Here is an 18,945-nt window from a genome sequence, read left to right as displayed (position 1 = left end):
CCAGGCACGGATTCTCGACATCACCGCCCGCACCTTCCTCACCCGAGCGGACGAGCCCGCCCGGGGGACGACCGAGCGGCCACGGGGGACGCCCCGGTCGACCACACCGCCACCGACCTCCCAAAGGGCCACGTGATGAGGAGCGACGAGCACGAGCGAGCCTCCTGCCCAGCGCTGGCCCGGATCCCCCCGCCCCCTGAGCTGCGGCGGAACCTACTGGAGCCACGAGGGCGGAGACGGCGGCCACGTCACCCTCAACGGAGTCACCGAGGACGGCAGACGAAGCGCCGCGGTCTCCATGTCCGAAGCTCGCGGCGACACCCTTGAGCACGTCCTGGAACAGGAGAACGCGGCGAGCACACTGATCGGCCACGCGCTGTGCGCCCGGTGAGCGGTCCCATCGGCGCGCATGCCCTGGGAAGGCTCGGAGACGGATCAACCACGGGGTCAAGCCCCCATCGGCGGGGCGCAGGTCAAAAGCCCAGGCAGCCCGTCAGGCGATCCACACGAGTAGCCCCTGCCGAAGGCGGGCCGTCGTCTGGAAGAACGCCCTGAGGTCCTGGTAGGCGATGGCCGTGTCGTCCAGCCGTTCCCCGGGGTCGGACCCGGAGTACGGATAGATCCCCGCATCCGCGAGCTCAGCTGGCGCGACTCCCTCCACGAGACCCTCCGGGGTGATCGCCCCCATGGCCCGGGCAGCGGCCTGCACCTGCTCCGGGCTGATGGTGCGAGGCGGTCCGTACCCCCAGTCGTCCGCGCCGGGAAGCTCTTCCTCGCCGTGCACCACGTTCACCTCGACCCCGCGGAGCTTGAGCAGGTACTCCAGCGCGTGCCACATCTTCCCGGTGCTGTGCAGACGGCCTCCGGCGACGGGCGTTCCGTCGCCCGGATCCGCGGCCAAGTGCTCCTCGACGAAGTCCCAGGCCCAGTCGGGTTCCTGGATCGCCCGCTCCCATTCCGCGGGGGCGAGGCGGGCGTACTGTCCGATCATGCTCATGGGCGGATCGTAGGTGCTGCCACTGACAGCTCCCGCTGCTCCGGACGATCAAGCCCGGTCGGCCGGGAAGACGCACGGCGACAGTCGAGCCCCCTCGTCCTCAGCGTCCGCTGCGCCGTCAGCTCCCGGCCGGTGGCGATGGATGAGGTTCGGTACGCACGTGCGTACGCACCCCCTGCACGCTGAACAGGATGAGAAGCTCGACCGCGCCGCCGTCGGCACTGCCCAGCCAGTGAGGCAGGGACGTGTCGAACTCGGCTGCTTCACCGGGCGGCAGTGTCAGATCACGCTCGCCGATCACCAGCCGTAGACGCCCGCTGAGCACGTAGAGCCATTCGAAGCCCTCGTGGGTCTGCGGGGTCGGTTCGAGCGGTTTCGGCAGTGCGGGAATGATCATCTTGAACGCGTGCACCCCGCCCGGCCGCCGGGACAGCGGGACGAACGTCATCCCGAACCGCTTGATCGGCTTGAGGTGCATCCGCGGGTCGCCCGTGCGTGGGGCACCCACGAGGTCGTCCAACGGAACGTCGTAGATACGGGCCAGGGGGAGCAGCAGTTCGAGGCTCGGCCGGCGTAGCCCGCTCTCCAGCCGGGACAGGGTGCTCTCCGAGACACCGGTCGTCGCCGCCAGCTCGGCGAGGGTGATGCCGCGGTCACGACGCAGCGCACGAAGGCGGGGCCCCACCGCGTCGAGTACGTCGTCGTCCGTCTTGCGATCCATCAGGCCATCTTGCCGTAACCGCAAGAATCCGTGCCACGCCATGGCGCCTTGGCAAGACTGACGCACGGCCGGACCGCACCGCTCCCAGCACCCGCTGGGACCCTCACCCACACGTTCAAGGAATCCGGCCGACACCCATGCCACGTGAGCGTCCTCCGCGAACTCTTCGGCGGCAAATCACCGGCCACCGAGCCACCTTTCCGGAACGGGAACACATGATCACAGCACCCCAGCAGCTGCCGCGCCCCGTCCACCGATCCGCGCGCACGGTGGCGATCGTCGTGCTCGCCCTGCTGCTGACGATCGCCACCGCGGCCTGTTCCACACCGTCGGCAGACGGCGACGTTCCCGCCCACGCCGCAGCCACCCAGAACGACCCCCGGTTCACGGACACCTTCCGGCACGAGTTCGCCGACGTCGACGGCGTCCGCATGCACTACGTGACCGGCGGCAGCGGCACACCGGTCGTGCTGGTCCACGGTTGGCCGCAGACCTGGTACGGCTGGTGGCCGATCATGCCGGAACTCGCCAAGCACCACACCGTCTACGCCGTCGACCTGCCCGGGCTGGGCGACAGCACCGGCTCACCGACCGGTTACGACAAGGCCACGCTCGCGCGGTACGTCCACAAGCTGATCGCGGATCGGCTCGGGATCCGCGACGCCCGTGTCGTCGGGCACGACTTCGGCGCCGCGGTGGCATTCCAGTACGCCAGCCAGTTCCCCGCCGACACCGCCCGCCTCGGCTACCTCGACCTGCCGCTGCCGGGGCCCGCGATCGACGCGCCCACCTACCGAACACTGAGCTGGCACATCGCCTTCCACTCCCAGCGGCGAGTGCCCGAGACGGTCGTGGGGGACGACGTCCGTGAGTACCTGGCACTGTTCTACCCTCAGGTCTCCTTCGGCGGCACGGCGTTCGGCGGGACCGCCACCCGGTCTCCGTTCACCACCACCGAAGTCAACGAGTACGCACGCACCTACAGCCGACCCCAGGCCCTGGCGGGCGGCTTCGAGCTCTATCGCGCCCTCGACAAGGACGTCCGCGACACAGTCGCGGCAGCACCCGTACGTGCTCCGGCCCTGCTCATGACCGCTCAAGGGCAGCTCGACGCGATCCGGGGCACAGTGGCCCCGCGCATCACCAACGTCGTGCGGGCGACGGACGTCCCGAAGGCCGGCCACTGGCTCGTCGAGGAGAACCCTCAGTTCGTCACCGCCGAACTCCTGCGGTTCCTTGATGGATGACCATCCGCGCAGGCGATGGGGGAAGCCGTTCGGCGCAGGCCCGCACCAGACCGACATCCACCTGGCCGGAAGGCCGTCCACCACCACTCACAGGAGCTCTTGACCATGCACGCGTACGACGTCACCGTGACCACCTCCGCCCCGCCGGCAGTCGTCTGGAAGCTGTTGGTCGACGCCGCGAGCTGGCCGCTGTGGTCCAAGGTGGACAGCCTGGACACCACCCGCTCCGTCGGCCTCGACCCCGGCGGCGACGACGGCGTCGGCGCAGTCCGGGCCTTCCGGACGGGGCGCACCGTGACCGGGGAGCGGCTGACCGAGAAGGTCGAGCAACGCCTCCTGGCCTACGAAGACGCGTTCATCTCGACGATGCGCAACTATCGCGCGCGCATCGAGCTCACACCGACAGCGAGCGGAGGCACGGTCATCCACTGGCACGGCACGTACGAGACGAGCTGGCTGCTGCGCTGGATCATGCCGCGCTACCTCCAGAAGTTCATGCAGGGCATGGCGGAAGGTCTGGCCCGTTACGCCGAGGAGGGCAAGCCGGCTTCGTGACGTCCCACGCCATCTGTTCTGGCTCGTAGCGCACTTGATGCATGCGGCGGGCTTATCCTGCTGCAATGTTCGGTGCGGTTGGCTCTGGCGCATGAACTTTGCAGGGAAGTGGAGAGCAGGAGCAGGGCGTCGTCGGGCGCTGGTGACCATAGGGACCGGAGCAGCCATGGTGCTGGCGGGGGCGGCTCCCGCGTCAGCCATCAGTGGCGGTGAACAGGCCGCCGAGGTGTATCCGTTCATGGCGTCGTTGCAGGAACGCGCTGATGGCGAGCACTTCTGCGGCGGCACGCTCATCGATCGGCAGTGGATCGTCACCGCCAAGCACTGCCTGGTGGACGTCGACGGAAACCTCAAGTACCCCCGGTCCGTCCAGGTGCGGCTGGGCAGCAACAACCGGACCGAGGGAGGCGAGGTCCGCCGTGCGGTGCGGTTCGAGGCGACGCCGGGAGCCGAGATCTCCGGGCAGGACGTAGCGTTGATCAAGCTCGACTCCCCGGTTCGGGCCACCCCCGCGGCGCTGCCCCAGAGCGAGCTGGACCCCGGTGACGGGGTACGCACGATCGGTTGGGGCGACCATGAGATTCCGGAGCCGGGTAATCCCTGGCTTCCGTTCCCGACCATGCTGCGACAGCTCGACACCCACATCACCGACCCAGAACGCTGCAAGGGGTTCAGCGGCGAGCCGATGGCCCCGAACGAACTGTGCGCAGCTGCCCTGCCCGGCAAGGGCAAGTGGCCGCAGACCACCCGCGCCGGCGATTCCGGCGGCCCGCTGCTGACCGAGAAAGACGGCACCTGGACCGTGCACGGAGTGGTCTCGCGCGGCACGGCACCAGAGCAGAACGCCATCTTCGGCTCCGTCCATGACGCACGGAAGTGGATCGTTCACGTCACGTCCCGGTGCTGAATTCCAGGGGCGGCGGGCTTGGCCACGGGCCTCGCGCGGGTTTAGCCCAAGGCTACTGCGGTGCACTTGGGTAAGCCCATCTCCTGGGATCTTTAGATGTTTTTCCGGGCCCTACTGAAGGGCGGCCTGCTCCCGGCGGAGCAGCAGAACGCCCTGACCACGACCGTGTCGATCGACTCCCAGCGGCCGGAGTACCGCTACGGCCTCGGAATCCTGTCTGCTCGGCTTTGCTGTGGCTGGGTGGTTTGGGGTTGTGGTGGAGGGATTTGTGGCTTTTGGTTTGTGGTGTTGGTTACCGGGGGCGGGTGCTATTCGTTGGTGCTGGGTTTCTGTGGCGGCTGGGTGACGGGGGGAGTGGTGTGGTGGTCGAGGTGGTGTTTGCGGGTAGCTGCCGCGAGCGATCTGTCCTTGCGGGGAGGGCTCTGCCTGGTCCGTGCCGGGGTGGTGTTTCCTCGTGTTCACTGCGGGTTCTACGGCACCGCGAGTGTGTCATCAAGGGGGCTGCCTGAGCATGTCACGCCCTGGTAGCCAGCTGCCGCCCGATCCTAATCTGATGTCATGACGGATAGCCGCTTACTTGGGGTTCCGCACGTCCCTGCTTGTAGTCACCGCCGCTTACTTGGGGTTCTGTGTGTCTCTGCTTGCAGTCATCCTTTTCATCACCGTCGGTTTTATCGCCGCCCTCGCCGTGGTTGAGGCTGTCTACGGCCTGTCGGTTGTCTTTCACTTCTCGGGTTTTAACTGGTGGGCTGGCAGCCTGTGTCTGGGTAAGGGACGGTGTTTTCAGGGGCGGTGGTGTCTCCCTTCTCTGGGGAGGTCGTTTCCTGAACCTGGGCGACGTCCGGGTGAACGGCCAACTGATCGCCTGGTCCAACGACGTCGGCGTCATGTGCCACGGGTACCGGCGCGCGAATTACTGTGGTGCATCGTACGAGTTGAGGAGCGGCTACCGCATCAATCTGCCCGGCAAAGAGTACGACACCGCCTCGTCCGTGAGGTGTGGTGTCTGAGCTCGACTCCGCCGGGGATTTCGGGTCGGCTGAAGCCGATGTCTGGGAGTTCGCCAAGGGACAGAGGGAGTAGTTGTTTGGTGGAGGCGGCGATTACCGGACGCGGTCCGGGTGGTCACCGAGCACATGGTGACGCTTGGCTGCGTCGAGCGCAGGCATCACGGAAGTGACTGACCGCTGCGGAACACGGCTGCGCGCCCTCCTCGCCACGCCCTGAAGCCGCTGGAGGAGACCGGGTTCCGCGCCTGGCTCGGTCCGCGGTACGCGGCGAGAGCAGGCGGCCCGCCGCTGCGTCGCAGCATTACGTAGACATTGTTGAGTTGCCCGATGGCCTGGGTCGACGTGTGTCGGGTGTCGTCGAGGAGGTTGCCGCCGCCGTGGCGGTTCCGGAGACGTGACCCCCTGGATTCACGCCGTTCCGGCGTTTGCGCCGGGTAACTCCGTCACGTCGTTCTTCCCGTGACGGGGGGCGCCGGTCATGTACGTCCGCACCGAGCAGAGCCCCGTACGCATCCATCCGAAGGGTTCCTTGTGTCGCATTCCCTCACGACGACCCCGCCCATGGCCGTGTCCGCTGTGGACGGCGGTTTCGTTCCGCTGCCGTACACGCCCAACTGCCGTCGGCTCCTGCGGGACGCCGACCACCTGCTGATCGGGGTGAGTCCCGGCAACGGCTACTTCAGCATCCCCACCCTCACCCGGATGTTCCGCTGGGCCTGTGCCTCTTTCGAGCGGGTGGACGTCATCGTTCCCGACCGTTCCCTGGCGTCCAACTACCGCGCGCAGGGCTATGCGGAGCAGGCGGCGCGGAAGAAGGCGCGGACGGAGGTGTCCTGTGTCCGCAGGCGCATCCGCCGTGCCTGGGAACGCAGCGAGGTCCCCGAGGAACTCCAGCGTACTCACCTGCTGTCCGACCTTGCGCAGTGCGATGCCTACCGGCACCTGCACGCGCGTGTGCAGGACGCGCTGACCACCGACGAACGGGTCCGTGCCATCTGCCGGAACATATCCGCCCGTGCCGTCCCGACGACGTCAGCGGGCACCGGGACGGCAAGGGAACCCGGGGCTTCAGCCGGGCGGTCCGAGGACGGCGCCGCGATGCCGGGGGCTTCGGGCAGCGATGCCACTGCCCTGGCCCTGGAGTACCTCATCGACGAGCTGCCCTTCTTCATGAACACCCCGAGCATCCTCGGCGTCCCCTCGTCATTGGTCAGCTACCACGCGCCCGTGGGGTTCGCCGATCTGCTCTACACCGAGGCCGGTCCCCTGCACGCCGCGGCGAACCAGGGCTTCATCCTCCTTGAGGACCACGCGTCACAGCACTGACCCGACCGCACCCCGCACCCTCACCGGTACCGGTATCGGCGGACCCGCGCCCCGTCAGGAGGAGCGGGCCGCGCCTCGTACGCGAAGGAGTGTTGCACTGTGACCACTGCACCAGGCCCCCTCACCTTTCCCTTCCACGACTGGAGTCAGGAGCTGTCTGCGCACCACAGACGACTACGTGAAGCCGATGCGCCGGCTTGCCCCGTCGTCTCCGAGTACACCGGGGACCAACTGTGGCTCGTGACCCGGTACGCCACCGCGAAGCGGCTGCTGGAGGACCCGCGGTTCAGCTCGACGGCTGCGATGGCTCCCGGCGCGCCCCGTCAGGAGCCGGTGGAGCTGCGTGCCCCTGGGACGACCGGTGACGGGGTGTCGGTGCTGAGCGAAGCGGGCCTGCGTTCGGTCTTCACCGAGGGGCTCGGGGAGCGCGCGGCCCGGCGCCACGAGCGGTGGCTCCGCGATCGGGCCGACGCACTGCTGGGCGCCCTCGCCGAGCGTGACGGCCCGGTCGATCTCGCGGCGGACTTCGTGTTGCCGTTAGTGGTGGGGATGACGTCCCGTGTCCTGCTCGGTGAACTCAGCGCTGAGGAAGCCGCACTGCTCCGCGACCGGACTGATCTTGCGTTGCAGTTCTGCGGGGCGACCGCCGAGGAACAGCGCCAGGGCCTGATCGACATCCACCGGTTCTTCACCACCCACGCCCGCCGGCTGGCCGGGGGCCCCGGCGACCACCTGCTGAAGCGGCTCGCCGAAGCCCCGGCGAAGGCCGGCCCGCTCAGCGATGCCGCGCTCTCCGAGATCGCCGCGCTTCTGCTGATCGCGGGATACCCCACGACCTCGGGGTTCCTGTGCGGCGCTGTGATCACCCTGTTGCGCCACCCGGAGGTCGTCGCTCGGCTGCACCGTGACCCCGAGCTGATCCCGGGCACTGTGGAGGAACTCCTGCGCCACACGCCGCTGTCGACCGGGGCTGCCAAACGGATGGCCATCGAGGACGCGGACATCGACGGCGTGCCGATCCGGGCGGGAGAGGTGGCGATGGTCTCGCTGGAGGCCGCCAACCACGACCCGGACGCCTTCGGCGACCCCGACAGGTTCATCCCGGAGCGCCAGGGTCCGGGACACCTCGGCTTCGGCCACGGCCCGAACTTCTGCCCCGGGAACCGCCTGGCCCGCTGCCTGATCGACGCAATGGTCCGCGCGGTGTCCCACCAACCCGGCCTCCACCTGACCGTGGGACCCGAGGAGATCCGCTGGCACGAGGGCCTCTTCTTCCGCCGCCCGAAGACGATCCCAGCGTCTTGGTGACACGCACGCGGCGGCTCGTGGCAGGCGTCCGTCACCGTGCCGGTTGCTGGGCGACCGGCACGGGCGGTGTGTGCGTCGAAGAGGTACGGGCGTGACGAACGAGGCCCCGGGCGCCGTCAGACGGTCGACCTGACGGCGCTGTGGACTTTGACCGTCCCGTACGGACGCGGAGGCCCTCGCTCGCACGGCCGAGCGGCTGCGGTGCTTCCAGGACGCGTTCATCAAGGGGACCGACGCCGCTCAGCATCGAGCTCGCGCCCTTGTCAGGGCCGCCCGGCTCTCATTATCTTGATGTCAAGATTCTATGGCGGGGGGAGAGACGTGACCCAGACAACGCTCGGATACTCCTTGAACGGCCTGCATCACATACAGCTTGCGATCCCTCCGGGCGCTGAGGAACTCTGCCGAGAGTTCTGGGGCGACACCCTCGGCATGACCGAGCTCGAAAAGCCGCCAGCGCTCGCAGCTCGCGGTGGATGCTGGTTCCGAGGCGGTGGCCTGGAGGTCCACCTGGGCGTCGAAGAGGACTTCCGCCCGAACAGGAAGGCGCATCCGGGCATCCTTGTGACCTCGCTCCAAGCTCTCGCCCAGCGGTTGGAAGACGGGGGAGTGAGCGTCACCTGGGATGACCACTTTCCTGGCTACGACCGCTTCCACACGTTCGACAAGCTGGGCAACCGACTCGAATTCCTTGAGCCTGTCCGAGAGCCCTGACCTTCACGTCAGTCGTTCCGTGATGCCGGGCGGCTGGCCTGGCCGGAGACCGCAGGTTTCAACGGGGCGTGCGAGCGGCGAAGGTTACGGCGTCGTCGTCGTTGGGACGGGTGGCGCTGGTTCTCGCGGCCTGTGGCGCACCGCTGCCCACATCGTTCTGGGACGGGCTGGCAGGTGCCCCAGCTGCGGGTGCGTGAAAGGGTGAGCACACGGCGTTACTTGGCTCCCACGGTCACGCGCTCGGCTGCCTCGCCCTCTGCCGGCGAGCATCCCGCCCCCCACCCGCTTCAATATCCGACCGGTAGCACAACGACTCGAAGCGTCGTTTGTGTTCGGCCGGCGCCGCTATAGAGCCGGCGGCATCGCAATAGAGCCTGGCGGCGTCGCTACAGGGCCTGGCGGCGTTGCCGTCGTGCGTAGACCACCCCGACGACCGAAAGCGCCAGGAAGAGCAGAGCGGCCCCACCCGAGACCATCGCCAGCACGGTGGCGCCGCCGCCCCCTGTGTCGTCCTCCCGGGCGGCGGACCTCGGGTCTTCGGCGTGGTACCGGACGGCCATCCGGTCACCGACGGAGCCCTTCCCGCCGCCACTACCCACAGGCAGATCCGACACCACGGTCTGTCCGTCGACTTCGAACGCGACCTGACAGTTCCCGATCATGCACGACCCACTCCTGTGCAACGTCGCGGAGGCCCGTTCCCCTCCCTGGAACGAACGGAGATGCTGGGCCGCCGGAAACATCACCAGAGCCGAGAACACCCCCAGCAGCAGCGCGATGACCAGCGACACCACCAGGGCCGTCCAAGGCCTCAGGGCCCCAGGCACCACGTCCGGCCGGCCCGCACGGGAGGTACCCGCGGTGTGCGTGCTGCTCAAACCCTTCACCCCCGTTTCAGCTCGCTTCGAAGCCGGGCGCCACACCCCACGTGTGGACCGCACCTCGCCCCTGCCTCTGAACAGGGTAAAGAAGGAGACGGCCTGACCTCACGTGCTGATGTCGGCACACCGGCCATGGCCTCTGCCCGCCGCCGGCAACGAAGACAGGTGGAGCGACGTCAGGCGGAAGGGCGGGCTGCCCCTACCCAGCCGGCTTTCCCCTCCTTCACCGCCGCACGGCGGGATGTATGTTGGGTCGGTTCGGTGACGTTGCCCCCGGCCTCTACGCCCAAGCCGTCTCCCTCGGTTCGGCCCCTTCGCCTGTTCCTGTTGCCATCGAGCCTTGCCGAACCGGGCCAGGTCTTCCTCGTTCAGCTGTACGCCACGTGCGGCGAGCGCTTCCTCGACACGTTCCACCCGACTCGTGCCAACAACGGGATCAACCCCCTGCTCCATCAGCCAAGCAAGAACGACTTGATTCCTTGTGGCCGAGAGCTCATCAGCGATCTCCTCCAGAACACCAAGTACCCCGTCAGTTCCGGAGTGATCGTAGGCGGCGGGGAATGACTTGTCCGCCCACACGTACGAACCCCACAACAACGATGTGTACGACCACACAGCAAGCCCTTCAGACCGCTCTGATCTGGCCCCACCGGGCGTCGAGCGGTGGGACGGTCGTGGTGGGCCACCGCGTGGGGGCGATGCTGGATGGAGTTGTCGAGGGAAGAGCTGTTCCCGCGGATCCGCCGTGACTCGTGGCAGGAAGTCGATGCGGGCGCTGGCCCGCAAGTACGGCGTGCACCGCCGGCTCGTACGCGAGGCTTGTCGTCGCCAGTGCCCAGGCCGCGGAAGACGCCGGTGCGGCCCTCGCCCCGGTTGGATCCGTTCAAGGAGACGATCGACGAGTGGCTGCTGGGGGATCTGGAGGCGCCTCCGAAGCAGCGGCACACGGTCCAGCGGATCTTGAACGGGCTGCGGCAGGAGTGCGGGGCGGAGATCGCCTACACCACGGTCTGGGACTACGTCTCCCATCGGCGGCGGGAGATCGCCGAGGCGGCGGGGGCGGCACCGGCGGCGGGGTTCGTGATCATCCGCCACCACCAGCCGGGCACGGACGCCGAGGTCGACTTCGGAGAGGCATGGGTGGACCTGGCAGGCGAGAGGACGAAGTGCTTCGTCTTCGCCCTGCGTCTGGCCTACTCGGGCAAGGCGGTGCACCGCATCACCACGTCCTGCGGCCAGGAGGCATTCCTGCATGGCCACGTTCACGCCTTCCGCACGCTGGGCGGCGTCCCGGGCGGTCACATTCGTTACGACAACCTCTCGCCGGCGATCTCGCGGGTGATCCACAAGAGCCGGTCACGGGACGAACCCCCCCCAGGTGTACGGAGTTCCGCCAGCACTACCCGTTGACTGAACTACTGGGGACGTCTTAGCAGGTCAGTGACCCTTTGGCGGGATCGTCGTTGGGCTGGCCGTGGAGTCATCGAGAGACCTGTCGGTCCTGTCCGTGCCCTTGATCGGCGAGCTGGTGGCCACGGACGATCCGTGGGAGCCCTACCGGCTCGTCGGTCCGGAGGGGACGCCGGTTGAGGGAGTCGCTGCCTTCCTGCGGGACCTCCAGGCGGCCGGACGGCCAGCGACAACGGCTCGTTCCTACGGGATGGACCTGCTGCGCTGGTTCCGCTTCCTTTGGGCTGTCGACGTGCCGTGGGATCGCGCCGAGCGCATCGAGGCCAGGGACTTCTCCCGCTGGCTGCAGATCGCTGGGCAACCGTCCCGTCGGCACTGGCGGCGCCCGGACCAGGCTGGCCGGTGGACTGCCGGCGGGAAGCCGTACGCCACGTCGGTCCGTACGCACAGCGAGACGGTGCTGCGGACCTTCTACGACTTCCACCGCGATGCCGGCACCGGGCCGGTCCTCAACCCGTTTCCGCTGGACCGCTCACGGCGGGGGCGGCGAGCGCACGCTCACCGCAACCCGATGGATCCGCCGCGCAACGAGCGCATCGGCCTCTACCGGCCGAGGCTGCCGCAGCGAATTCCTCGCAGCGTCCCGGACGCGGAGTTCAACGAGATCTTCGCCCGGCTGCCCTCTCACCGTGACCGGGCCCTGGTTGCCTTCTACGTTTCCACCGGTGCCCGGGCCAGCGAGTTACTGTCCGCGTGGCAGGTCGGGGTCGACCCGGGCCGCCAGCTGATCAGCGTGGTCCGCAAGGGCACCGGCGAGATCCAGGAGCTTCCGGCCTCGACGGATGCGTTCGTCTGGCTGCGGCTCTATCAGCTGGAGCTGGAGGATGCGATCCCGAAGGGGCGACGGCTTCCTCTGTGGTGGACGTTGCGCAACCCGTCACGGCCGCTGACCTACCACGCGGCACACCGGATGTTCGAGCGGGCCAACAACAAGGCCGGCACCGCGGCGACACTGCATGCCCTACGGCACACCGCCGCCTACCGGATGGCAGAGGACCCCGGCCTCCCACTCACCGATGTCCAATTCGTCCTTGGACATGCGCAGTTGACCACTACCCAGATCTATCTCACGCCCCGCAAGGAGGAGGTCATCCGGCGGCTGCTGGCCCATCATGCCGAGCAGACGAGACAGGCCGCCGCTCGCACCGCACCCGCCGCGGCCCCTGGCTACTCGACCGAGTCGCTGGACGTGCTGTTCGGGACGGCCCGCTGATGATCATGACGCTGGAGACCGCGCAGGCCACGGCGGCTTCGCCGCCGCGGCCGGTCACGGAGTTCCGAGCACGGCCGCGGGAGGACGCATGGCCCGCGACGGGGCAGAGCCGCGAGGAGGTCTGGAGCCGCCTGGCCACCGAGCCCTTCGCCCCAGCCTGCGACAACAACGGTCGCAAGTTTGGGCTTGGCCTACTGCTGGACTGGCTGGCCGATCAGCCCGGCGCCACCTGGCAGGAACGTTGGCTGGCCAGCGGCGCCGACGACGACGGCGCCAACTGGCGGGAGATCCCGCTGCGTTGGATGCGTGAGCGCGGACACGAGGTCCCCTGGCGCCAGGAGTCCTTCTTCCGGGCGGTGCACCCCGCTCTTTGCGCCGACCTCGTCCGGCCTTCACTGCCCTGGCTGATCACCTCGTCGCTTCGCAGCAGCGCGCTCGTCGGCATGCTCGCCCAGCACCGCGACCCGACCGGCTTCGCCCGGCTGCGGGAACGCTGCGCTACGGATCCGAGCGTCAACACGGCCGCGGCGACCCGCACCGCCTACCGCGCTGCCCAGATCCTCGTCGCCAAGGGCGGCATCATCGCCGACATCGTCCCGGGCGACGTCCTGGAGCTGCTGGACATCGAGGCCGAACTACGCGGCACCTCCGTCGGAGCCACCCACCTGTTCTATCGGGTCCTGCACGACCTGGAGGTCTTCGACGATGAGGCCCCGGCGACGCTGCGCGAACTGCGAACGGGCGGACAGCGCACGCCCGAGGAGCTGATCGACCGCTACGGCATCGCCTGCCGCCCCGTTCGCGACCTTCTCGTCGACTACCTGCGAGAACGCCAGCCGGCACTGGACTACAACAGCCTGGATGCGCTGTCCTACTACCTGGCCAAGCTGTTCTGGTCCGACCTGGAACGGCACCACCCGGGCATCGACAGCCTGCACCTGCCGACCGACGTCGCCGACGCCTGGAAGCAGCGGCTTCGCACCACCACCAAGACCGTCCGCACCCCGGACGGCCGCCGGTTCACCACCGAGGCACCTCGGATCAACTACCGCGAGTGCCTCACCCCGGTGCGGGCCTTCTACCTGGACCTGGCGCACTGGGCCGTCGAAGATCCCGCCCGCTGGGCCGGCTGGGTCGCCCCCTGCCCGATCGGCAGTGAGGAGATCAACCGCAAGAAGGACAAGCGGCGCCGCAAATCACGGATGGACGCCCGCACCCGCGAGCGTCTGCCCGTGCTGCCGGTCCTGGTCCGCAGTGTCGACCAGCGCCGCAAGGACGCTGCCACCGTGCTGGCCGCCGCCCGCGACGCTGCACCGGGCGAGACGTTCACCGCCGCCGGGCACACATTGGTACGCGTTGCCCCGCACCGGTCGGCGACCGCCAAAGTGCTGGCCGAGGACCCCGTCACCGGGCACCGACGCGACCTCGGACGCGGAGAGGACCACGCCTTTTGGGCCTTCGCCATCGTCGAGGTGCTGCGGGCCACCGGCATCCGGGTCGAGGAACTCACCGAGCTCTCCCACCACAGCCTGATCCAATACCGACTGCCCACCACCGGCGAGCTCATCCCGCTCCTGCAGATCGTTCCGTCGAAGACCGACACGGAACGGCTCCTGGTCGTCAGCCCCGAGTTCGCCGAGGTCCTCTCCACGATCATTCGCCGGGTCCGCGACAAGAACGGCCGAGTCCCCCTGGTCCCCGCCTACGACCACTACGAGCGCACCTGGCTGCCGCCTGCACCGCTGCTGTTCCAGCGACACCGCGGCTACGAGAACCGGGCGATCAGCTCGGGCGCTGTCCGGAAGATGCTCACCACTGCGCTCGCACACACCGGGCTGACGGACTCCGTCACCGGCGGCCCGTTGCACTTCACACCGCACGACTTCCGCCGGCTGTTCATCACCGACGCCGTCCTCGGCGGCCTGCCCCCGCACATCGCCCAGGTCATCGCCGGACACCAGGACATCAACGTCACCCTCGGCTACAAAGCGGTCTATCCCGACGAGGCCGTCCAAGCCCACCTGGCCTTCCTGGCCCGTCGACGAGCCATGCGGCCAACCGATGAATACCGCGTCCCGACCGACGAGGAGTGGACCGAGTTCCTGGGCCACTTCGAGCGGCGCAAGGTCTCCATCGGCACCTGCGGCCGCTCGTTCAGCACCCCCTGCATCCACGAACACGCCTGCGTCCGCTGCCCGATGCTCTGGCCCGACCCCGCCCAACGCGACCGTCTGGTGGAGATCCGCGACAACCTTCACGCCCGCATCGCGGAGGCCGAGCGCGAAGGCTGGCTCGGCGAGGTTGAAGGACTGCATGTCAGCCTCGCCGGCGTCGAGGACAAACTGGCCCAAATCAACAGGCGTCGCAACCATCGGGCCGTCGTCAGTCTCGGCATCCCCACCCCGCAACCAGCCTCCACAGCCCTGCCGCCCCGGCCATGACTGCCCACCATAATCAGGAGGAGCAGGGAAGAAGTGAGCTGCAACAATCAGCAGATGACCAGCCAGGAGATCCTCTTCGACTGCCGGCGCCACGCTGATCGTGGCGTGCTCGAAGTCGTCCCGTGCATCGACGGAACACCCCTTACCGACTTGGTCGACCAGTTCGAGATGAACGCTGGAATGCAACCAGCCGGAGACGCCTACGGAGGTCTTATCCCGCAGTTCTTCCGATTCGGCCCGCTGGAAGACCATTTCCATGGACGTTCCACCGGCGATGGGGCCCAAGACGCCCGTGCTCGGCTGTGAATGCGGTGAGTGGGGATGCTGGCCGCTGATGGCCGGCATCACAGTGACTCCTGACCACGTGACCTGGGACTCCTTCGAACAGCCCCACCGCAAGACACGCGACTACTCGGGGTTCGGCCCGTTTCGGTTCGACCGCCTTCAATACGCTGACGCCGTGAAGATCCTGACTGCAGCACTGGGCTCTGACGAGACGTGAGCACATCTCATCGACTCATCACGGGAGGAGGAAGTCGTGTTTGACCACGTCATCGGGCTAAGCCCCGAGGACGCCGCACGCTGGACCGATCTGGTCGAGCAGTCCCGACCAGTCCTTGAGAGCGACGGAATGGAGGCTGTCCAGACCCTCCTGGCCGAGCGCGGTATGAGCATCATCCCGGCGATCGCAATCACTCGGGCGCTACTTGGGAGTGCCGAGACACCGCTTCGAGTCGCCATCGACATCGTGGCCACAAGCAAGGCCCGACAATAAGTTCAGAGAATTCGGGATCACCCCCTCCTACTGCGAGCCGGGACTTCACGGCGCCCATGAGAAGGGTGGAGTGGAGGGTCAGGTCGGCTACTCCCGCCGCAACCACCTCACGCCCGTTCCCCGCGTGGGCTCGCTGGACGAGCTGAACACGTCCTTCGCCGAGTTCGAGCGGGCGGAGGAAGGCCGGCGGATCGGGATGCGGATCCGCACGATCGGCCAGGACTTCGCCCGTGAGTCCGTGCTGCTGATGCCGCTGGCCGCAGAATTCCTTCGAGACCGGCGTCGTGTTCACCCCGCGGGTGGACCGCTACGGGATGATCGCGGTGAGGGCCTGCCGCTACTCGGTTCCGGCCCGGTTCATCGGCCGCACCGTCCGGGTCGTGCTCCGCTCCAGCGGACCGCCTCCGACGCGGCGATCGACACCACCTGCCGGGTCCTGCGGCTGCCCGCCATGCGAGCCCAGTTTCCCGACCTCGTCGCCCGCGCCGAACGCGAACGTCTCTCCTACCGAGGGTTCCTGGCCGAGCTGCTGATGTCCGAATGCGAGGACCGCGACCGACGACGCTCCAAGCGACGGATCCGGGCGGCCGGATTCCCCCGCCGGAAGTGGCTCTCCGACTTCGACTACAGCGCCAACCCCAACGTCGTCCCGGCGGTGGTCAACAACCTCGCCACCTGCGATTGGGCCAAGAAGGGTGAGCCGCTCTGCCTGATCGGGGACTCCGGCACCGGCAAGTCCCACCTGCTGATCGGGCTCGGGACGGCGGCGGCCATGGCCGGCTGCCGCGTCCACTATGCCCTGGCCGCCAAGCTCGTCAACGAGCTCGTCGAGGCCGCCGACGAGAAGCAGCTGTCCAAAACGATCGCCCGCTACGGGCGCGTCGATCTTCCCTGCATTGATGAGCTGGGCTATCTCGAGCTCGACCGGCGGGGCGCCGAGATGCCGTTCCAGGTTCTGACCGAGAGGGACTAGAAGACAGCGTGGCCATCGCTTCGAACGAATCGTTCGGAGGCTGGACGAAGACGTTCACGGACCCGCGGCTCTGCGCGGCCATCGCCGACCGGCTCACCTGCAACGGCACCATCATCGAGACCGGCACCGAGTCCTACCGCCTCGCCCAGACCAAAGCCAAGCAACAGGCGAAGCAGTAGCCCTCACAGATGACCGGTCGCCCTCTGGATGTGGATCACGGCTTCCGGCGACCTCGGCGATCGAGGTAGTCGACCAGTTTCGCTTCGCTGCGGCGCAGCCGAACCGACTCGTCCTCAGGCAGAGAGCCCAGCGCATCGACGAGGACACGTGTTCGGGGAACGTGGACCACCGCACTGGAGTAGATCCGGCACCCGGAGCACCATGCCAAGCCGACGCACCGCTCGAACATCGAGGACTCAGGCGGATAGAGACGGAACTGGTAGGAGTGGACGGCGGTCCCGCAGGCAGTGCAGCTTCGGCAATCACCGTCCTCGACCGTGTCCCAGGTCGCCACCTTGCCCCAGTGCCACCGCCTTGCCGGTGCTCTTCAAGTCGTCATGCGCAGCATTCTCGCTCATGGCCCATCAGCCCACCTCAATAGCCCCACGACTACCATGGCTGGCCCTGCTGAGACCGGAACCCGGAGCCAGTTCAGGCCGGAACAAGGACCGCTTCAACCACCGACGTGGGGCCGGCCCAGACCGAAAATCTGGGACCATTTCACGCCGTTAACACCAGGGAGGTCCCCCCCATGCTCCGCCTGAGGGTCCGTCCCCCCTGTGCCCGCAGTGCACGCAGGGGGAGATCTACGCACCAGACCCCGCCAAGTGGCTGCGTAGCTTTCAACGAGTGTCGTTTGTCGATAAGTTCGGATGTCAGCCGAGCGCGTGTGAGCCTGTGAATGTCGGCGAGTTTCGATGTCACACGGGTGCCCGGACAGAGCGCCGGTAGGTCGCTGGCGTGGTTGGGTAGCACGTGACCTTGAGGGAGGGCATCCGTGCACCAGGCCGTCCGGGGATCTGTCTCAGGTTCAGCGGATAGCGATCACCCGGTGCGGGAGGTGTCCAGCCGGTCCGATGCCCGGCAGGGTGGGGGTATGACGGTGGGATTCAGTGGCGCTGTGGCCGAATACTACGCAAAGTTCCGGCGTGGGTATCCTTCCCAGGTTTTCGACGCGTTGGAAGAAGCCTTCGAGTTGTCGGAAGCCGATGTCGTGCTCGATGTGGGGTGCGGCACTGGTCAGCTCGCCCTTCCCCTCGCTTCCCGGGTTCGTTCCGTGGTGGGGGTGGACCCCGAGCCGGACATGCTGCGGCTGGCCCGGGACGCCGCCGATGCCCAGGGGATCCGGAACGCGACCTGGGTGCTTGGCGCCGATACCGATGTCCCAGCGCTGGGTGCGCTGTTGAGCGAGCGGTCGCTGGGGTTGACGGTCATCGGTCAGGCGCTGCACTGGATGCAGCACGATGAGCTCTTCCGTGCTGTGTCGCCGCTGCTCCGTGTGGGTGGAGGCATAGGGGTGATTTCGAATGGGACGCCACTGTGGCTGCAGGACAGTGCATGGTCCCGCGCGCTGCGCGGTTGTCTGGAAGGGTGGCTCGGCACCACGCTGGAAGCGTCCTGCGGCACCAGCTGTCTGCGTACTCGTCTGGGTGCACCATCGGGTACGAATCTATGTGCACCACGGCTCAGGCCACGTCGGTGTCCCGCTCGATGGCCTGGAGGCGGTTCTTGAGGCGGTAGCTGTTGCCGTTGATGGAGACGACCGCGCAGTGGTGCAGGAGGCGGTCGAGGATCGCGGTGGCGAGGACCTCGTCGCCGAAGACCTGTCCCCATTCGCTGAAGGTCTTGTTCGAGGTCAGGATGATCGAGCCCTTCTCGTAGCGCTTGGAGATCACCTGGAAGACCAGGTTCGCCTCGGCGCGTTCGAGAGGCTGATATCCGACCTCATCGACTACGAGAACACTGGGCCGCAGGTAGGTGCCGAGTTTGTTGACCAGCCGTCCAGTGGCTTCGGCGGTCTTGAGGTTGCGGACCATGTCGTCGAGGGTCGTGAAGTAGATCGAGTAGCCGGCTCGACAGGCCGCGACAGCGAGGGCGACAGCGATGTGGGTCTTGCCGACTCCGGGCGGTCCGAGGAGGGCGGCGTTGGCCTTGGCCTCGATGAAGGAGAGTGTGGCGAGGTCTTTGACCTTGCGAGGGTCGAGGTCGGGCTGGAAGGCGAAGTCGTACTCGTCGAGGGTCTTGTGGTGCGGCAGCTTCGAGGTCCGCAGTCCTTGACGGAACCGGCGGTCGTCGCGGACCGCGAGCTCCTCTGAAGAATCCGCTAAGGATCACTGTCTGCGCAATGCGCTGAGCTGCTAATCCAGTGATCGTTTCAGGATTGTCAGTCGTTGTGTCGTATCTGGCT

The 18,945-nt window shown here is 67.7% G+C and carries 15 protein-coding genes and 3 pseudogenes; 13 read left to right on the top strand and 5 right to left on the bottom strand.

The window, feature by feature from the left end; all coding sequences use genetic code 11:
* Positions 1–493 precede the first annotated feature (493 nt).
* Both AB0E05_RS33375 and AB0E05_RS33370 read right to left on the bottom strand, forming a co-directional pair.
* Complete coding sequence (locus tag AB0E05_RS33375; RefSeq protein ID WP_361970773.1) at positions 494–997, bottom strand: YfbM family protein; 504 nt, start codon at positions 995–997, stop codon at positions 494–496.
* Positions 998–1,115: 118 nt separating this feature from the next.
* Entirely contained in the window at positions 1,116–1,718 is a 603-nt protein-coding gene (locus AB0E05_RS33370; protein WP_361970819.1) for an XRE family transcriptional regulator, read from the bottom strand.
* Between the two features lie 215 nt (positions 1,719–1,933).
* Between AB0E05_RS33370 and AB0E05_RS33365 the strand changes: the two genes are divergently transcribed.
* The 6 genes from AB0E05_RS33365 to AB0E05_RS33340 all read left to right on the top strand — a co-directional run bounded on the left by AB0E05_RS33365 (position 1,934) and on the right by AB0E05_RS33340 (position 8,785).
* Positions 1,934–2,965 (top strand): alpha/beta hydrolase, encoded by a 1,032-nt coding sequence (locus tag AB0E05_RS33365; protein WP_361970771.1) that lies wholly within the window; start codon positions 1,934–1,936, stop codon positions 2,963–2,965.
* 105 nt (positions 2,966–3,070) lie between these two features.
* On the top strand, positions 3,071–3,520 hold the full coding sequence (locus tag AB0E05_RS33360; RefSeq protein WP_361970769.1) for an SRPBCC family protein: 450 nt from the start codon (positions 3,071–3,073) through the stop codon (positions 3,518–3,520).
* A 166-nt stretch (positions 3,521–3,686) separates the two neighbouring features.
* The gene (locus AB0E05_RS33355) at positions 3,687–4,427 is read left to right on the top strand and encodes a serine protease (protein WP_361970767.1); all 741 of its coding nucleotides are present in this window, start codon (positions 3,687–3,689) and stop codon (positions 4,425–4,427) included.
* Positions 4,428–5,998: 1,571 nt separating this feature from the next.
* Positions 5,999–6,763: a tRNA-dependent cyclodipeptide synthase gene (locus AB0E05_RS33350; protein WP_361970765.1), complete on the top strand. Its 765-nt coding sequence runs from the start codon at positions 5,999–6,001 to the stop codon at positions 6,761–6,763.
* A 99-nt stretch (positions 6,764–6,862) separates the two neighbouring features.
* Positions 6,863–8,071, top strand: coding sequence for a cytochrome P450 (locus AB0E05_RS33345; RefSeq protein ID WP_361970763.1), 1,209 nt, complete (start codon positions 6,863–6,865; stop codon positions 8,069–8,071).
* 321 nt (positions 8,072–8,392) lie between these two features.
* Positions 8,393–8,785, top strand: coding sequence for a glyoxalase (locus AB0E05_RS33340; protein ID WP_361970761.1), 393 nt, complete (start codon positions 8,393–8,395; stop codon positions 8,783–8,785).
* 386 nt (positions 8,786–9,171) lie between these two features.
* Here AB0E05_RS33340 and AB0E05_RS33335 read toward each other — a convergent pair whose 3' ends face one another.
* Positions 9,172–9,663: a hypothetical protein gene (locus tag AB0E05_RS33335; RefSeq protein ID WP_361970759.1), complete on the bottom strand. Its 492-nt coding sequence runs from the start codon at positions 9,661–9,663 to the stop codon at positions 9,172–9,174.
* A gap of 336 nt (positions 9,664–9,999) precedes the next feature.
* Positions 10,000–10,299, bottom strand: a pseudogene (locus AB0E05_RS33330) (aldo/keto reductase); the annotation flags it as partial.
* A 222-nt stretch (positions 10,300–10,521) separates the two neighbouring features.
* On the opposite strand from AB0E05_RS33330, the gene AB0E05_RS33325 reads away from it, so the two are divergent.
* The 7 genes and pseudogenes from AB0E05_RS33325 to AB0E05_RS33295 all read left to right on the top strand — a co-directional run bounded on the left by AB0E05_RS33325 (position 10,522) and on the right by AB0E05_RS33295 (position 18,270).
* Complete coding sequence (locus AB0E05_RS33325; RefSeq protein WP_361970757.1) at positions 10,522–11,076, top strand: hypothetical protein; 555 nt, start codon at positions 10,522–10,524, stop codon at positions 11,074–11,076.
* 97 nt (positions 11,077–11,173) lie between these two features.
* Positions 11,174–12,349 carry a tyrosine-type recombinase/integrase gene (locus tag AB0E05_RS33320; RefSeq protein WP_361970817.1) on the top strand — a complete coding sequence of 392 codons (1,176 nt, stop codon included), beginning with the start codon at positions 11,174–11,176 and terminating at the stop codon, positions 12,347–12,349.
* A gap of 5 nt (positions 12,350–12,354) precedes the next feature.
* The gene (locus tag AB0E05_RS33315) at positions 12,355–14,790 is read left to right on the top strand and encodes a site-specific integrase (RefSeq protein ID WP_361970755.1); all 2,436 of its coding nucleotides are present in this window, start codon (positions 12,355–12,357) and stop codon (positions 14,788–14,790) included.
* A 54-nt stretch (positions 14,791–14,844) separates the two neighbouring features.
* Positions 14,845–15,096, top strand: coding sequence for a hypothetical protein (locus AB0E05_RS33310; protein WP_361970753.1), 252 nt, complete (start codon positions 14,845–14,847; stop codon positions 15,094–15,096).
* Between the two features lie 232 nt (positions 15,097–15,328).
* The gene (locus AB0E05_RS33305) at positions 15,329–15,565 is read left to right on the top strand and encodes a hypothetical protein (protein WP_361970751.1); all 237 of its coding nucleotides are present in this window, start codon (positions 15,329–15,331) and stop codon (positions 15,563–15,565) included.
* A gap of 415 nt (positions 15,566–15,980) precedes the next feature.
* A pseudogene (istB, locus tag AB0E05_RS33300) lies at positions 15,981–16,717 on the top strand (IS21-like element helper ATPase IstB).
* Between the two features lie 917 nt (positions 16,718–17,634).
* Entirely contained in the window at positions 17,635–18,270 is a 636-nt protein-coding gene (locus tag AB0E05_RS33295) for a class I SAM-dependent methyltransferase (protein WP_361970749.1), read from the top strand.
* Here AB0E05_RS33295 and istB (AB0E05_RS33290) read toward each other — a convergent pair.
* Positions 18,224–18,853, bottom strand: a pseudogene (gene istB / locus AB0E05_RS33290) (IS21-like element helper ATPase IstB); the annotation flags it as partial. The gene AB0E05_RS33295 and the pseudogene istB (AB0E05_RS33290) sit on opposite strands and share 47 nt — an antisense overlap.
* Positions 18,854–18,945: the final 92 nt, after the last annotated feature.

This window comes from Streptomyces sp. NPDC048057 (genome assembly GCF_040653095.1).
GTDB lineage: Bacteria > Actinomycetota > Actinomycetes > Streptomycetales > Streptomycetaceae > Streptomyces.
This window is presented reverse-complemented; position numbering and strand designations above follow the sequence as displayed.

Bases quoted from the DNA above. Each gene is read 5' to 3' on its own strand.
- AB0E05_RS33375 (WP_361970773.1), bottom strand. From the start codon at position 997: ATGAGCATGATCGGACAGTACGCCCGCCTCGCCCCCGCGGAATGGGAG.
- AB0E05_RS33370 (WP_361970819.1), bottom strand. From the start codon at position 1,718: ATGGATCGCAAGACGGACGACGACGTACTCGACGCGGTGGGGCCCCGC.
- AB0E05_RS33365 (WP_361970771.1), top strand. From the start codon at position 1,934: ATGATCACAGCACCCCAGCAGCTGCCGCGCCCCGTCCACCGATCCGCG.
- AB0E05_RS33360 (WP_361970769.1), top strand. From the start codon at position 3,071: ATGCACGCGTACGACGTCACCGTGACCACCTCCGCCCCGCCGGCAGTC.
- AB0E05_RS33355 (WP_361970767.1), top strand. From the start codon at position 3,687: ATGGTGCTGGCGGGGGCGGCTCCCGCGTCAGCCATCAGTGGCGGTGAA.
- AB0E05_RS33350 (WP_361970765.1), top strand. From the start codon at position 5,999: ATGGCCGTGTCCGCTGTGGACGGCGGTTTCGTTCCGCTGCCGTACACG.
- AB0E05_RS33315 (WP_361970755.1), top strand. From the start codon at position 12,355: ATGACGCTGGAGACCGCGCAGGCCACGGCGGCTTCGCCGCCGCGGCCG.
- AB0E05_RS33310 (WP_361970753.1), top strand. From the start codon at position 14,845: ATGACCAGCCAGGAGATCCTCTTCGACTGCCGGCGCCACGCTGATCGT.
- AB0E05_RS33295 (WP_361970749.1), top strand. From the start codon at position 17,635: ATGACGGTGGGATTCAGTGGCGCTGTGGCCGAATACTACGCAAAGTTC.